12 protein-coding genes are annotated in these 14,556 nt (G+C 65.8%); 6 read left to right on the top strand and 6 right to left on the bottom strand.

From position 1 onward, the window contains the following. Nucleotides 1-40: 40 nt before the first annotated feature. Entirely contained in the window at nt 41-976 is a 936-nt protein-coding gene (locus AGI3411_RS05115) for a uracil-DNA glycosylase (protein ID WP_129526316.1), read from the bottom strand. Then, a complete protein-coding gene (tsaB, locus tag AGI3411_RS05110; RefSeq protein WP_129526315.1) occupies nt 973-2,226 on the bottom strand; it encodes a tRNA (adenosine(37)-N6)-threonylcarbamoyltransferase complex dimerization subunit type 1 TsaB in 1,254 nt (417 codons plus the stop codon). The genes AGI3411_RS05115 and tsaB overlap by 4 nt, the downstream gene beginning before the upstream one ends. Nucleotides 2,227-2,357: 131 nt before the next feature. On the opposite strand from tsaB, the gene risA reads away from it, so the two are divergent. The 4 genes from risA (at nt 2,358) to AGI3411_RS05090 (ending at nt 5,723) form a co-directional block, all read left to right on the top strand. After that, nucleotides 2,358-3,092 carry a response regulator transcription factor RisA gene (gene risA / locus AGI3411_RS05105; RefSeq protein ID WP_129526314.1) on the top strand — a complete coding sequence of 245 codons (735 nt, stop codon included), beginning with the start codon at nt 2,358-2,360 and terminating at the stop codon, nt 3,090-3,092. Nucleotides 3,093-3,126: 34 nt separating this feature from the next. Further along, nucleotides 3,127-4,521: a sensor histidine kinase RisS gene (gene risS / locus AGI3411_RS05100; protein WP_165359067.1), complete on the top strand. Its 1,395-nt coding sequence runs from the start codon at nt 3,127-3,129 to the stop codon at nt 4,519-4,521. Between the two features lie 56 nt (nt 4,522-4,577). After that, nucleotides 4,578-5,126, top strand: coding sequence for a peroxiredoxin (locus AGI3411_RS05095; RefSeq protein ID WP_006389231.1), 549 nt, complete (start codon nt 4,578-4,580; stop codon nt 5,124-5,126). A 75-nt stretch (nt 5,127-5,201) separates the two neighbouring features. Continuing rightward, on the top strand, nt 5,202-5,723 hold the full coding sequence (locus tag AGI3411_RS05090) for a carboxymuconolactone decarboxylase family protein (protein ID WP_129526312.1): 522 nt from the start codon (nt 5,202-5,204) through the stop codon (nt 5,721-5,723). Between the two features lie 103 nt (nt 5,724-5,826). On the opposite strand, the gene ispF is transcribed toward AGI3411_RS05090, so the two are convergent. Both ispF and ispD read right to left on the bottom strand, forming a co-directional pair. Then, nucleotides 5,827-6,315 carry a 2-C-methyl-D-erythritol 2,4-cyclodiphosphate synthase gene (gene ispF / locus AGI3411_RS05085; protein WP_129526311.1) on the bottom strand — a complete coding sequence of 163 codons (489 nt, stop codon included), beginning with the start codon at nt 6,313-6,315 and terminating at the stop codon, nt 5,827-5,829. Beyond that, nucleotides 6,312-6,995 carry a 2-C-methyl-D-erythritol 4-phosphate cytidylyltransferase gene (gene ispD, locus AGI3411_RS05080; RefSeq protein ID WP_129526310.1) on the bottom strand — a complete coding sequence of 228 codons (684 nt, stop codon included), beginning with the start codon at nt 6,993-6,995 and terminating at the stop codon, nt 6,312-6,314. The genes ispF and ispD overlap by 4 nt, the downstream gene beginning before the upstream one ends. Nucleotides 6,996-7,024: 29 nt before the next feature. Between ispD and mfd the strand changes: the two genes are divergently transcribed. Both mfd and serB read left to right on the top strand, forming a co-directional pair. Further along, nucleotides 7,025-10,507: a transcription-repair coupling factor gene (mfd, locus tag AGI3411_RS05075; protein ID WP_165359066.1), complete on the top strand. Its 3,483-nt coding sequence runs from the start codon at nt 7,025-7,027 to the stop codon at nt 10,505-10,507. A 23-nt stretch (nt 10,508-10,530) separates the two neighbouring features. Then, nucleotides 10,531-11,388 (top strand): phosphoserine phosphatase SerB, encoded by an 858-nt coding sequence (serB, locus tag AGI3411_RS05070; RefSeq protein ID WP_129526308.1) that lies wholly within the window; start codon nt 10,531-10,533, stop codon nt 11,386-11,388. 161 nt (nt 11,389-11,549) lie between these two features. Here the strand turns inward: serB and AGI3411_RS05065 are convergent, their stop codons facing one another. Beyond that, nucleotides 11,550-13,790 carry a TonB-dependent receptor gene (locus AGI3411_RS05065; RefSeq protein ID WP_129526307.1) on the bottom strand — a complete coding sequence of 747 codons (2,241 nt, stop codon included), beginning with the start codon at nt 13,788-13,790 and terminating at the stop codon, nt 11,550-11,552. A 430-nt stretch (nt 13,791-14,220) separates the two neighbouring features. Continuing rightward, nucleotides 14,221-14,550: a DUF2818 family protein gene (locus AGI3411_RS05060; protein ID WP_129526306.1), complete on the bottom strand. Its 330-nt coding sequence runs from the start codon at nt 14,548-14,550 to the stop codon at nt 14,221-14,223. Nucleotides 14,551-14,556 lie beyond the last annotated feature (6 nt).

Genomic DNA, 14,556 nt, shown 5'->3' with positions numbered 1-14,556 from the left:
ACCGGGCTTTCGCCCGGTTTTTTTTCGTCCGCGGCGGGGGTCAGCCCATGCGCGCCGCCAGCTTCAGGTCCTGCCAGGCCCGCGCCTTCTCGCTCGGGCTGCGCAACAGATAGGCGGGGTGGTAGCTGACCACGACCGGAATCTGCTGCCCCTCGTCCGTCTTCAACTGATGGATGCGGCCCCGCAGGCTGCCGATCGTGGCGTCCGTGCCCAGCAGCGTCTGGGCGGCGAAACGACCCAGGACCAGGATCCGCTCGGGCTTGAGCAGGGCGATCTGCCGCATCAGATACGGGCTGCAGGCCGCGATTTCCTCGGGCTTGGGGTTGCGGTTGCCGGGCGGACGACACTTGATGACGTTGGTGATGAAAACGTCGCGCTCGCGGCTCATGGACACCGCCGACAGCATGGCGTCCAGCAGTTGGCCGGAGCGGCCCACGAACGGTTGCCCCTGCCGGTCCTCTTGCTCGCCGGGCGCCTCGCCCACCACCAGCCAGCGCGTCGGCTGGCCGCCATGGCCGAATACCGCGTTGCGGCGGCCCTTGCACAGCCCGCAAGCCTCGCAGGCCACGACCAGGTCGCGCATCTCGTCCAGGGTGGCATTCCTGATGGTTTCGGCCACCGGGATGGGCGCGGGCGGCGGCGCTTCGTCCGCGGCCTTGGGCGCCGGACGCGGTGGCGGGCCGTTGCGGTTCAGGATGGAAGCAGGCATGCCCGGACGAGCCGCTGCGGGCTCCGCGGGCGGCGCCGCAGGTGTAGCGGCAGGCCGCGCCACGGCAGGCGCGGCGCCGCCAGGCGCATCCGCCAGCGCCGCAGGCGCCGATGCGGGCAAAACCGGGTTGGAAACAAGGGCCTGGGGCTCGATGGCCGGGCGGCTGGCGGCCGGCGCTGGACGCAGCCATAGCCGTTCCATGCCGATCTCGCGCAGCCAGATGCGCTGCAGCGGATTGACGCGCGGGGCGGCGGCGGGCGGCATCATTCGGCGGCTCCGGCTGCCGCAAAGCGCTTCTGCATGACCAGGGCATCTTCCCTGCCGCCTTTTTCCGCAGGATAGTAGGCGCGGCGCACGCCGATCTGCAGGTAGCCATGACGCTTATAGAAGCTGATGGCCGACGCATTGGACGGACGCACTTCCAGCAGCACCCCCTCCAGGCCGCGTTCGCGCGCCTGCTGTTCGCACCAGTCGAGCAGGATGCCGCCCAGCCCCTGGCGATGCAGCTTCTTCGCCACGGCAATCACAAGCAGGTGGGCCACGTCCGGGGCAAACATGACAACACAGAATCCCGCCAGTTTCCCCTCGCGCCGCAGTACCCATGCGCCATAGCCCGCCGCCAGCGCATCGGCGAAATTGCCGCGCGTCCAGGGAAAGGACTGCACATGCGCCTCCAGCGCCACGACCTCTTCCAGGTCCGCATCCATCATCGGCTGCGGAACCAGGGGCGCCAGCGAGGGCTGGGCCTTGGGATTGCCGCCCTCCCCGCGCATGCGCTCGGCGGTGGTGAAGGCGACCTTGTCCCGCACATAGAGCGGCGCGGCCAGCTCGGGAGCCAGTGCCTCGCCCCGCAGCCAACCCTGCCGCGCCAGGCGGGCCACGCTGGCCGCTTCGGGGCGCTGCGCGCCAGCGGCGCGACGCCACTGCCCGGGCGGAACCATCTCGGCCGCGTAGGCATCCCAGGCGTCGCCGACCAGCACCACATCGAGCGGACGACCCGCGCTGTCGGACCAGCCCGGCAGGTGATGGGCGGTCCAGGGCACGACCTCGGCCGCCGCGATCAGCATCGGCGCCTGCAGCGTTTCCCAGGAAATTTCGCCATCCGAAATGCCGGCCTGCCGGTACACCGCCAGATAGACTTCGTTCATGCGGGCGTCCAGCGCCACGACGATCGCATCCGCGGGCGTCGCATCCACCTGGGCAGCGACCGCCTGATGAGAGACAATGGGCAATACAGGAATGCCCAGCCCGAGGCCCATGCCTTGGGCCACGCCGCAAGCCACCCGCAGGCCCGTGAAGCCGCCCGGCCCCTGGCCAAAAGCCACCGCGTGCAGGGCGGCCGGCGTCAGCCCCGAGGCCGCCAGCAGCTCGTTGGCCATGGGCAAGAGCCGTTCCGCGTGCTCCTGGGAGCCCTCGTGTTCCCTGACGCTGACCTCCAGGCGGCCGCCGGCCGCGCGCAAAAGAGCCACGCCGCAACGGGACGAAGAAGTTTCCAAGGCCAGCAGGTTTAGTTCCATAGATGCAGATTGTACGAAATACCGCGGCTCCGCCCCCGGTTGTAAGGGGGATTTCAACGATGGTTCGCAATGTGTAATATCTTGTGAACGCCCACTAGCCGCTGGTTCTTGTCACTGTTACATTTCCGGCCATGAATACGCAAAACACCACCCCCACCCGAAAAATCCTCGTCGTCGACGATGATCCGCGCTTGCGCGATCTGCTGCGTCGGTATCTGTCCGAGCAGGGATTCAACGTTTTCGTCGCAGAAGACGCGAAAGAGATGGGCAAACTCTGGCAACGCGAGCATTTCGACCTGCTCGTGCTGGATCTGATGCTGCCTGGCGAAGATGGCCTGTCCATCTGCCGCCGGCTGCGCGGTGGCCACGACAATACTCCCATCATCATGCTGACGGCCAAGGCGGAAGAGATCGACCGCATCGTCGGCCTGGAGATGGGCGCGGACGATTACCTGTCCAAGCCGTTCAACCCCCGGGAACTGCTGGCGCGGATCAACGCGACCCTGCGCCGCCGCGGCACCGAGGAACACCCCGGCGCCCCCAGCCAGGAGAACGAATCCATCGCCTTCGGCCCCTACGTGCTGAACCTGTCCACCCGCACGCTCACGCGCAACGGCGAACAGGTGCCCATCACCACGGGCGAATTCTCGGTGCTCAAGGTGTTTGCGCGGCACCCGAAGATCCCGCTGTCGCGCGACAAGCTCATGGAGCTGGCCCGCGGCCGCGAATACGAAGCCTTCGACCGCAGCCTCGACGTCCAGATCTCGCGCCTGCGCAAACTGATCGAACCGAATCCGTCCAAGCCCGTATTCATCCAGACCGTCTGGGGTCTGGGATACGTGTTCGTGCCGGACGGTGGTAGTTGACCGGCTCGCCCGCCCCGGGCAGGAGCGCAGCTTCGTGCCCCGCTTGCGCAGAACCTTCAGGAACCTGACGTCACGATTGCGGCTCGGCTTGTTCGGCCGCACGTTCCTGTTGCTCGCCGCGCTGATGCTCGTCAGCCTGGGCGCGTGGCTACAAGTTTTTTTCAGCATGGAGCTGGGACCGCGCGCCAACCAGATGGCGCAGCGGGTGATCACGGCTGTCAATATCACGCGCACCGCGCTGATCTACTCCCATAACGACGAACGCAGCAAGCTGCTGCTGGACCTGGCCACCAACGAAGGCATCCAGGTCTATCCGCGCGAAGTGACCGACTTCGCGGAAGCGCTCCCCGACGACGACTACTGGCAACGCGTTGCCCAGCACATCCGCACGCGCTTCGGCCCGGAGACGCAGATTGCCTGGGGCGTGAACCAGGTGCCCGGCTTCTGGGTCAGCTTCCAGATAGAAAAGGACCTCTACTGGCTGGTGTTCGAACGGGAACAGATCGGATTGACCGGCGGGATCGAATGGCTGGGCTGGGGCGCCACGGCGCTGCTGCTGTCCCTGGTCGGCGCCGCGGTCAGCGTGGGGTTCGTCAACCGGCCGCTATCGCGGCTGGCCCGGGCGGCGCAGGTACTTTCGCGGGGCGAAACCCCCGCCGCCCTGCCCGAGCAGGGGCCGCTCGAGATCCGCGACCTGAACGCGTCGTTCAACCGGATGGCCAAGGACCTCAGGCAGGCCGAGGCAGACCGCGAGCTGATGCTGGCGGGGATTTCACACGACCTGCGCACGCCGCTTGCGCGCATGCGGCTGGAAATCGAACTGAGCGGCGTCTCCGAAGACGCCCGCCAGGCCATCGACGAAGACCTGGGCCAGATCGACCACAGTATCGGCCAATTGATGGAATACGCGCGCCCGGCCGGCACGCTGCCGCAGCTGGCCACCGATATTTCCGCCGTGCTGGCCGAACTCTACGAACGCGAACGCAGCCATACCGCCTCTCTGGGCGGCGAACTCGAAGCCTCGCTGGAACCCGGCCTGCGCGCCCGCATTACCGCCCTGGATCTCAAGCGCATCGTCAGCAACCTGATCGAGAACGCCCGCCGCTACGGCCGTTCCTCCGATGGCATGGCGCACTTGGTCATGACACTGCAAGCTGACGGCGCCATGATCGTGATCGAGGTCTCCGACCGCGGTCCCGGCATTGCCCCCGAAGACGTGGACCGCCTGCTGCGGCCCTTCTCCCGCGGCGAGGCGGCGCGCACCGGCGTCAGCGGCGCGGGCCTGGGCCTGGCCATCGTCGAGCGGCTGCTCAAGCACGTGGGCGGCTCTTTGCGCATGCTTCCCCGCGAGGGCGGCGGCCTGACCGCCAGGATAGAGTTGCCCAAAGCCAAGTTTAGGAATTATCAATTAGACAACGATAATCCATAGCGTAGAATTTATGGTTTGAGGCACAGCCTTAATTCCACCAACAACTGGGAGTAAACATGAAAACTGTTGGCGACAAACTCGAGCCCTTCAAGGTCACCGGCGTCAAGCCCGGCTTCAACCAACACGAAGAAAACGGCGTGTCGGCGTTTGAAGACATCACCGAAAGCTCGTTCCCCGGCAAGTGGAAGGTGATCTACTTCTACCCGAAAGACTTCACGTTTGTTTGCCCGACCGAAATCGTCGGCTTCAACAAGCTGGCCAAGGATTTCGAAGACCGCGACGCCGTCCTGCTGGGCGGTTCGAGCGACAACGAATTCGTCAAGCTGGCCTGGCGCCGTGAGCACCCGGACCTGAACAAGCTGGGTCACTACCAGTTCGGCGACACCACCGGCGCCCTGATCGACCAGCTGGGCGTCCGCGAAAAGGGCGCTGGCGTTGCCCTGCGCGCCACGTTCATCGTCGACCCGGACAACACGATCCAGCACGTTTCGGTGAACAACCTGAACGTCGGCCGTAACCCGGAAGAAGTTCTGCGTCTGCTCGACGGTCTGCAAACCGACGAGCTGTGCCCGTGCAACCGTACGGTTGGCGGCGCCACGCTGTAATTTCCAGCCCGGCCAGGGATCTGCTCCGCAGGTCCCGCGCTGGGCTTTAACTGCTCTAGATTATAGGTAAAAACTATGGAATTTCTTACGACCATTAAGGAACAGCTGCCGGATTGGGCCAAGGACATCCGCCTGAATCTGGACGCCGTGATCGCCCGCTCGACGCTGGCCCCCGAAGACGCCATTGGCGCCGCCCTGTCCGCCGCCTACGCCGCGCGCAGCCCGGCGCTGGTGGAAGCATTCAAGAGCGGCCTGTCGGAAGGCGACGCCAATGCCGCATTGACCGCCTCGGCCCTCATGGGCATGAATAACACCTGGTATCCCTACGTAGAGATGAGCGGCGACGCCCAGTTGAAGAGCCTGCCCGCGCAGTTGCGCATGAACGCCTACGCCACCCATGGCGGCGTGGAAAAGAAGCGCTTCGAACTGTTCGCGCTGGTGGCGTCCATCATCGGCAAGTGCCACTTCTGCGTGGCCTCGCACTATGAAAACCTGAAGAACGACGGCTTGTCGACGGAACAGCTGCGCGACGCCGGCCGCATCGCCGCGGTCGTCAATGCCGCCGCGCTGGCGCTGACCGCCCAAGGCAAAGCCTAATACTGCGTGTGTCTGACACCTTCGGTGTCTGACACCGCCCGTATTCTCTTTCCGCGTGTGTCTGACACCTTTGGTGTCTGACACCGCCCGTATTTACCTCCCCCTATCCGGCCTTCGCCAATAGCGCGACCACCGTCGCGGCAATCCCCTCTTTTCTTCCCAGGTATCCCAGGCCTTCGTTGGTCTTGGCCTTGATGTTGACCTCGGTTTCCGCGAGCCCCGTGTCCGCGGCGATGTTCTTCACCATGGCCGGCGCGTGCGGGCCGATCTTAGGCGCCTGCGCGTGCAGGGTGGCGTCGATATTGACCGGCACCCAGCCGGCCTTGCGCACGCGGGCCATTGCCTCGCGCAGCAGCACGCGGCTGTCGGCGCCCTTGAAGGCCGGATCGGTGTCCGGGAAATGGCGGCCGATATCGCCCAGGCCGGCCGCGCCCAACAACGCGTCGGTAATCGCATGCAGCAGCACGTCCGCGTCGGAATGGCCCAGCAGGCCGTGCGTATGGGGGATCGTGACGCCGCCGATGATCAGCGGCCGACCCTCGACCAGCGCATGCACGTCGAAGCCTTGTCCGACGCGAAAGGGAATGCTCATAGCCATTTTTCCATCAGTTCGAAATCATCCGGCCACGTCACTTTGAAATTGCGCATGGCGCCGGATACGAGCAGCGGCGCATAACCGGCCGCCTCGATGGCCGAAGCCTCGTCGGTGACGGTCACGCCGCTCACGGAGGCCGCCGTCAGCGCGTCGCGCAGCACGCCGGCCCGGAACATCTGCGGGGTCTGCGCTTGCCACAACCCGTTGCGGTCGAGCGTGCGCTCTACGCGCCCATGGCCTGCCTTGACCGTATCCGCCACGGGCAGAGCCAGCAGGCCGCCCACGGGATCCGCCAGGCAGGCGTCGATGAGACGGCCCAGCGCGTCGGCGGGCAGGCCGGGACGCGCCGCGTCGTGCACCAGCACCCAGGTATCGTCATCGGCGCCGCTATCGGCCAGCGCGCCGGCCACGGTATCGGCGCGGGTCGCGCCGCCGCAGGCTCGCCACACGGTGCGGGGCAACCCGGCCAGCGCCGCGTCCACCCAGCCGTCGCCCGGCGTCACGGCCACGCGCACCTGGGACACCCGTTCGTCGGCAAGCAGCGCGCACACCGCGTGGCGCAGCATGGGCTGTCCGGACAAGGGACGATATTGCTTGGGAACGGTCTCGTGCCCGGGCCGGCTGGCGCGGGCGCCGACGCCCGCGGCGGGCACGATCGCAATGATGGAGGCAGACATGGTGCGGTGATTTTATAATCTTCCGCTTGATGCCTGCTGCCAGCCTGATGCCTGCCCCCTCTACCTCCGCCACAGCCGCGCCTCCCGTCCCCGCGACGGCCCCTACCCTGTCCGCGCTCAAACCCGGCGCGCGCTATGCGCAACCACGACCTCCGGGCTCGGGCGACGCCTGGCTGCTGGCGGACCTGGCGCGCCAGGCGTCGGCCCCGCTGGTCATCCTGACGGCCGAGCCGGTCGAAGCCCAGCGCCTGGCCGAAGAAATCCAGCTATTTGCGCCCGACCTGCGCGTACGCCAGCTTCCCGACTGGGAAACGCTGCCCTACGACGCGTTCTCGCCCCACCAGGATCTGATCTCGGAACGCCTGCACACGCTGCATTCGCTCATGACGAAGTCGGTGGACGTGCTGACGGTGCCGATCACGACCGCGCTGTACCGGCTGGCCCCGCCCTCGTTCCTGGCGGCCTACACCTTTTCCTTCAAGCAGAAGGACAAGCTGAACGAAGCGGCGCTGCGCGCGCAGCTCACGCTGGCCAACTACAACCACGTCACCCAGGTGACGGCGCCCGGCGAGTTCTGCCTGCGCGGCGGGCTGATCGACCTGTTCCCGATGGGCTCGGCGGTGCCTTACCGCCTGGACCTGTTCGACGACGAAATCGAGACCATCCGCAGTTTCGACGTGGATACGCAGCGCAGCCTGTATCCTGTGCGTGAAGTGCAATTGCTGCCCGGCCGCGAATTCCCGATGGACGAGGACTCGCGCACCCGCTTCCGCGCCCGCTTCCGCGAAGTCTTCGAAGGCGACCCGTCGCGCGCGGTGCCCTACAAAGACATCGGCAACGGCATCCCGTTTGCGGGCGTGGAGTACTACCTGCCGCTCTTCTTCGAAGAAACGGCCACCCTCTTCGACTACCTGACGGATGGCACGGTCACCGTGACCGTCGGCGATATCGACGATGCGATCCAGCGTTTCAACCAGGACACGGCCAGCCGCTACGGCTTCCTGAAAAGCGACCGCGAACGCCCGGTCCTGCCGCCGTCCGCGCTGTTCCTGGACAGCGAAGCGCTCTATTCGCACCTGAAAACCTTCCGCCGCCTGGCGTTGAACACCGGCCAGCCGCATCCCGATTTCCGCGCCGCGCCCGACGTCAGCGTGGCCCGGCGCTCCGAGGATCCCATCACCAAGCTGCGCGCGCTGGTGCAGACGGGCCAGACACGGGTGCTGCTGTGCGCGGACTCCGCCGGCCGGCGCGAGACGCTGGTGCAGATGCTGAACGAATTCGGCGTCACGCCGGACGCGCAGCCCGACACGATCGGGACCTTCCTGGCCTCGGACGCGCACTTCGGCATCGTCGCAGCGCCCCTGTCCACCGGCTTCCTGCTGCCGCAGGCCAGCCTGGCCTTCCTGACCGAAAACGATCTGTATCCGGGCGTCGCGGGAACCGGCCGCCGCGGCAAGCGCGACCAGGAGCGCGCCAGCAACGTCGAAGCGATGGTGCGCGACCTGTCCGAACTGCGCGAGGGCGACCCGGTCGTCCACGCGCAGCACGGGATCGGCCGCTACCATGGCCTGGCGAACATGGACATGGGCGAAGGCGAAATGGAATTCCTCCATCTCGAATACGCCAACGGCAGCACGCTGTACGTTCCGGTATCGCAGCTGCACGTGATCGCCCGCTACAGCGGCGCCGACCCGGAAGCCGCGCCCCTGCACCAGCTGGGCTCCGGCCAGTGGGACAAGGCGCGCCGCAAGGCCGCCCGCCAGGTCCGCGACACCGCCGCCGAGCTGCTGGCGCTGTACGCCCAACGCGCCGCTCGCGAAGGCTACGCCTTCAACCTGCCCCTGAACGACTACCAGGCATTCGCCGAGGGCTTCGGCTTCGAGGAAACGGTCGACCAGGCCGCCGCCATCGAGGCCGTCATCGCCGACATGACCTCCGGCCGCCCCATGGACCGCCTGGTGTGCGGCGACGTGGGTTTCGGCAAGACGGAAGTCGCCCTGCGCGCCGCCTTCCTGGCCGTAGCCAACGGCAAGCAGGTCGCCCTGCTCTGCCCCACCACCCTGCTGGCCGAACAGCACGCGCAGACTTTCTCCGACCGCTTCGCCGACTGGCCCGTGCGCGTCGTGGAGCTGTCGCGCTTTCGCTCCGCCAAGGAAGTGTCGGCCGCCATCGAGGGCATCAACGACGGCCGGGTCGACATCGTCATCGGCACCCATAAGATCCTGTCCAAGGACGTGAAGTTCAAGCGCTTGGGGTTGGTCATCATCGATGAGGAACACCGGTTCGGCGTGCGCCAGAAAGAGGCGCTGAAGGCGCTGCGCGCCGAGGTCGACGTGCTGACGCTGACCGCCACGCCGATTCCCCGCACCCTGGGCATGTCGCTGGAAGGCATCCGCGACTTCTCCGTCATCGCCACCGCGCCGCAGAAGCGCCTGGCCATCAAGACCTTCGTCCGGCGCGAGGACGGCAGTACCCTGCGCGAGGCGCTTCTGCGCGAACTCAAGCGCGGCGGCCAGTGCTACTTCCTGCACAACGAGGTCGAAACCATCCACAACCGCCGCGCCCGCCTCGAAGAGCTGGTGCCCGAGGCGCGCATCGCCGTGGCCCACGGCCAGATGCCCGAGCGCGAACTGGAACAGGTGATGAAAGGCTTCTACCAGCAGCGCTACAACGTGCTGCTGTGCACCACCATCATCGAAACGGGCATCGACGTGCCCAGCGCCAACACTATCGTGATTCATCGGGCCGACCGCTTCGGGCTGGCCCAGCTGCACCAGCTGCGCGGCCGCGTCGGCCGGTCCCACCACCAGGCCTACGCCTACCTGCTGACGCCGGGCGAAGACGCCATCACTAACAACGCCAAGAAACGCCTCGAAGCGATCCAGGCGATGGAGGAGCTGGGTTCCGGTTTCTACCTTGCAATGCACGACCTCGAGATCCGGGGCACCGGCGAAGTGCTGGGCGACTCCCAGTCGGGCAATATCCAGGAAGTGGGCTTCTCGATGTACAACGAGATGCTCAACGAGGCCGTCCGGGCGCTGCGCGCCGGCGAAGAGCCGGATCTGGACGCCCCCTTCAACCTGGCCTGCGAGGTCAACCTGCATGCCCCAGCGCTGCTGCCTTCGGACTATTGCGCCGACGTGCATGCCCGCCTGGGCATCTACAAGCGCCTGGCGCATGCCGCCGACGAAGACGACCTGATTCACATCCAGGAAGAACTGATCGACCGCTTCGGCAAGCTGCCCGAAGCCGCCCAGACGCTGCTTGCCACGCACCGCCTGCGCCTGGCCGCCCAGCCCCTGGGCATCGTCAAGATCGACGCCAGCGAAACGCAGGCGCTGCTCCAGTTCGGCCCCAAAACCTCGGTCGATCCCGCCAGGATCATCGAACTCGTCCAGCGCCAGCGCCACATCAAACTGGCAGGACAGGATAAATTGCGGGTTGAGATCAAGGCCCCGCAGGTTCCGGCCCGCGCCGACGCCGTGCGCGCCGTTTTGCGCGCCTTGAAGTAACCGTACCCATTACACGAATTGCCATGACTACCCATCACCTCGTCGTCCAATCCCCCGGCCTGAGCGCCGAACATGCCGAACAGCTGGCGGCCCTGGCCCAGGCGCAAGGCATTGCGCGCATCAACGCCACCGCCGCCCGCCTGCTCGACGTGCAGCACGACGACGGCACCCGTGCCGAAGTCACGGGCTGGGCTGAGCGCCATGGCGTCGATACCGCCTTCGTGCCCGCGGGCCTGAAGCTGTCGGGTTGCAAAGTGCTGGCCATGGACATGGATTCCACGCTGATCAACATCGAGTGCATCGACGAAATCGCTGGCATGGCGGGCCTGAAAGACAAGGTGTCGGAAATCACGGAAGCCGCGATGCGCGGCGAAATCAAGGATTTCTCCGAAAGCCTGCGCCGCCGCGTCGCCCTGCTGGAAGGCGTGCCTGCCGACGCGCTGGAACAGGTGTACACGGAAAAGCTGCGCCTGAACCCCGGCGCCGAACGCCTGATCTCCACGGCCCAGGCCGCCGGCATCAAGGTGCTTCTGGTTTCCGGCGGCTTCACCTTCTTCACGGAGCGCCTGCGCGAGCGGCTGAATCTGGATAGCGCGCATGCCAATACCCTGGAGATTTCCAACGGCGTGCTGACCGGCAAGGTCGTGGGGGACATCCTGGACGCCGACGCCAAAGAGGCGCACCTGCGCGCGTTCGCCCGCGAGCACGGCGCCGCCCAGGAACAGATCATCGCCATGGGCGACGGCGCCAACGACCTGAAAATGCTGGGCGCCGCGGGCTTCCCCGTGGCCTACCACGCCAAGCCGCTGGTGCGTCAGCAAACCCGCTACGCGCTCAACGTATCCGGCCTGGACGGCGTGCTGAACTGGTTCGAAAGCTGAGCCGCAGTTTTCTGGTGTCTGACACCCGCGAGCTGCCCCCAAGTGTCTGACACCCTTATGGCGAGGCGCGACGAGCTTGAAGCGCCCTGCACGGGTGCCAGACACCCGGCAAAAAGAAAAAAGCCACCTCACGGTGGCTTTTTCCATTCCCGGGACCGGGATCAGTAGCGCATGCGCAGCGACAGCAGCGCGGCGCGGCCCGTGCCCAGCGCCGCATAGTGCGCGGCATAGGCCTTGGTGTAATACGTCTCGTCAAAGATGTTCATCACGTTCAGCTGGGCCGACACGCGTTCGTTGAACTCGTAGGCGGCCATGGCGTCAAAGCGCCAGTACGAGGGCACCCAGCGCGCCTTCGGCGTGCCATTGGGATTCTTCGACGAATCCGAATTGCCGTACACCTTGTCCACGTAGTAGGCGCCGCCGCCGACCGTCAGCTTGGGCAGCACCTTGTAGGTGGTCCACAGGCTGAAAGCGTTGCGCGGGGTGTTGGGCAGGTCCTGGCCCACGGCACCGCTGTTGAACGCGCCCTTGGTCATCTCGCTGTCCATGAAGGTGTAGCCGCCGAACACGTTCCACCTGGGCGTGATGCTGCCCGAGAAGCCCAGCTCGATGCCGCGCACCTTGGCCTCACCGACCTGCTCGGTCTCGGTGGCCGACACGGCGACGCTGGTGTTCTTGCGAATGTCCTGGAAGGCGGCCGCCGACAGCGTCAGGCGGTCATCGAACACCTGCCACTTCGTGCCCACCTCGACCGTGCGGCTCTTTTCCGGCTCGAGCGACTGGCTCGTCATCGACGCGGCATCGCTGACCGCGCTGGCGGCGACGGCCGACGGCGTCGACGACGTGCCATAGGTGGCGTAGATCGTGCCGTTGGGCATGGGCTTGTAGGCCACGCCGACCTGGTAGTTGAAGAGATTGTCTTCGCGGCTGGTGCTGTAGAAGTCCGGCGTGCCTGCCGGATCGTTGCGGCCCTTGGCGATGTTGCTGCCGCTGGTGCGGTAGTTGTCCCAGCGCAGGCCCAGGCTGGCCTGCCATTGCTCGTTGAACTTGATCGTGTCGAAACCGTAAAGCGCGACGGTGTCGGTGTTGTAGCGCGCGGGGTTGCCGTTGCGCTGCAGATGGCCGGGATAGTTCGTGCCCGGATCGGGATCCCACAGCGACGCGCACATCGCCGAAACCGTCGTGCATGTCGTGCTGGTCGGCACTCCGGACTGCGTGTAGCCGTCCTTGTCCTGCTTGATGTTGCTGTACTCGAAGCCCAGGTCGAACGAGTGCTTGAGGCTGCCGGTCTCGAATTCACCGGTCAGGTCCGTCTGGTTGGCGAAGCTCTTGGTGACGTAATAGCCCGACTTGAGCGCGCGGTACACCAGGCCGTTGGGCACGTTACCCTTGCTGTCGTCGGGGTTCGTCGCGGCGAAGTCGGTGGTGCCCCGGCCATAGCGGGTCACGTTGCGCAGTTGCAGCTTGTCCGAGAAATCGTGCTGGAAGTCGACGCTGGCGACGTCATCGCGCGTCCGCATGAAATCGCGGCCGGTCAGCCCGTAGAAGCTCTTGCGGCTCACGCCCATGGTCTCCGTCACCGGCTGACCCGTCGTCGGGTCATACGGGATGGAGTAGTCGGGCATGCTGTCGTCTTGATAGTGGTAATAGCTCAGCGTGATGCGCGTCGGCGTGCCCACGCCCAGCGTCAGCGACGGCGCCACGCCCCAGCGCTCGAAGTCCACCGCATTGTCGCGGCCCGGCACGTCGCCCTTGTTGCCCATCACGTTCAGGCGGAAAGCCGCCTTTTCATCCAGGCGCCAATTGCTGTCGATCGTCGCGCGGTAGTTGTTGTCCGTGCCGATCTGGATGGTGCCTTCCGTGAAGTCAGTGGCCTTGGGCGTCTTGCTGATCATGTTGATGCTGCCGCCCGCGCCGCCGCGGCCCGAATACACAGAGTCCGGGCCCTTGATGATTTCCACCTCTTCCAGGTTGAAGGTGTCGCGCACCTGCGTGCTGGAATCGCGGATGCCGTCCAGGAAGATGCTGCCCGCCGAGTTCTGGCCCCGGATGATGGGCAGGTCGCCGCCCGGGCGGCCGCCTTCGCCCGCTCCGAAGGTAATGCCCGGCGAGTTGCGCAGCACGTCCTGCAGCGTGGAGGCCGACTGGTCCTGGATCACCTGCTTCGGCACCACCTGCACGGTGCGCGGCGTGTCCAGCAACGGGGCGGTCATCTTGGGGGACGGCACGGTCGTCGTCTGGTAGGAAGACCCTTCGCCTTCCACGCGCACGGGCGCAAGCTGCGTCACCCCGTCAGCCGATTGGGCAGAGGCGTAAGGGCTGATGAACAGGGCGGGAACGGCGATGGCGGCGGCCAGCGAGGTAGTAAGCGTATTCAGCGAATACGAATCTTGGGGCTTCAAACCAGCTTCTCCAATTGTGAATAGCAACGATTCTTGTTTTTTTAACGTTTGCGATTCTGAACTGGCTTGCTGAATGAAACCTGAATCTAACGGACGACGCCGGCCAAAAGATGAAAAAACAACACCCGGCCCAGGCTTTGCCGGCCGTTGTGCCGTATTTCGGCAGCTTGAATCTGGCCCTCTATTCCTCACCGATTTCCGACCAGAATCTGAATATCTCCCCCATTTGGGCGAAACGTTGCAACGTCACGCGCCCTCCTTCCGCGGCAGCGGCGACGCGGGCCGGGTCCGCTGCGGTCCCTTTGCCCCGGAAATCCTCCTACGCCGCGCTGCAACGGCCTCAGGGCTCGCCGCCGCACCGGGCCGGTACATACTCATGTCCGCAAAAAAAAACGCCCCATAGGGCGTTTTTTCGAGGGACGGATAAAACTCAGGTCAGCAGGCGGGGATGCCGTTTGAACAGATACCGGTACACGAATCCGGGATAGGCCAGCACCAGGTACAGGCTCAGGGTGATCGCGTAGAACTCCCAGGTCTGGGAGAAGCGGTTGCCCAGCGCGGACTCGAATGCGAAGCCCAGCGCGCCGACGATTGCGTAGAACACCAGCACTTCGAACAGGCGGACCCAGAACGGCTTGACCGCCACAGCCCCGTCCCGTTTCCAGGGCAGGACCGCGAATACCCGCTCGGTCAGGAACGGGAGATTCGCGCTGACCAGGGCCAACGCGATCAGCAGCCATACCGCCAGCGTCTGGTTCATGGCCCC

Origin of the sequence: Achromobacter agilis, from assembly GCF_900496965.1 — a bacterium.
GTDB classification, from domain to species: Bacteria; Pseudomonadota; Gammaproteobacteria; order Burkholderiales; family Burkholderiaceae_B; genus Achromobacter; species Achromobacter agilis.
This window is presented reverse-complemented; position numbering and strand designations above follow the sequence as displayed.

Excerpts from the sequence above, each read along its gene's own strand:
- AGI3411_RS05115 (WP_129526316.1), bottom strand. The coding sequence starts at position 976 with ATGATGCCGCCCGCCGCCGCCCCGCGCGTCAATCCGCTGCAGCGCATC.
- tsaB (WP_129526315.1), bottom strand. The coding sequence starts at position 2,226 with ATGGAACTAAACCTGCTGGCCTTGGAAACTTCTTCGTCCCGTTGCGGC.
- risA (WP_129526314.1), top strand. The coding sequence starts at position 2,358 with ATGAATACGCAAAACACCACCCCCACCCGAAAAATCCTCGTCGTCGAC.
- AGI3411_RS05095 (WP_006389231.1), top strand. The coding sequence starts at position 4,578 with ATGAAAACTGTTGGCGACAAACTCGAGCCCTTCAAGGTCACCGGCGTC.
- AGI3411_RS05090 (WP_129526312.1), top strand. The coding sequence starts at position 5,202 with ATGGAATTTCTTACGACCATTAAGGAACAGCTGCCGGATTGGGCCAAG.
- ispF (WP_129526311.1), bottom strand. The coding sequence starts at position 6,315 with ATGAGCATTCCCTTTCGCGTCGGACAAGGCTTCGACGTGCATGCGCTG.
- ispD (WP_129526310.1), bottom strand. The coding sequence starts at position 6,995 with ATGTCTGCCTCCATCATTGCGATCGTGCCCGCCGCGGGCGTCGGCGCC.
- mfd (WP_165359066.1), top strand. The coding sequence starts at position 7,025 with ATGCCTGCTGCCAGCCTGATGCCTGCCCCCTCTACCTCCGCCACAGCC.
- serB (WP_129526308.1), top strand. The coding sequence starts at position 10,531 with ATGACTACCCATCACCTCGTCGTCCAATCCCCCGGCCTGAGCGCCGAA.
- AGI3411_RS05060 (WP_129526306.1), bottom strand. The coding sequence starts at position 14,550 with ATGAACCAGACGCTGGCGGTATGGCTGCTGATCGCGTTGGCCCTGGTC.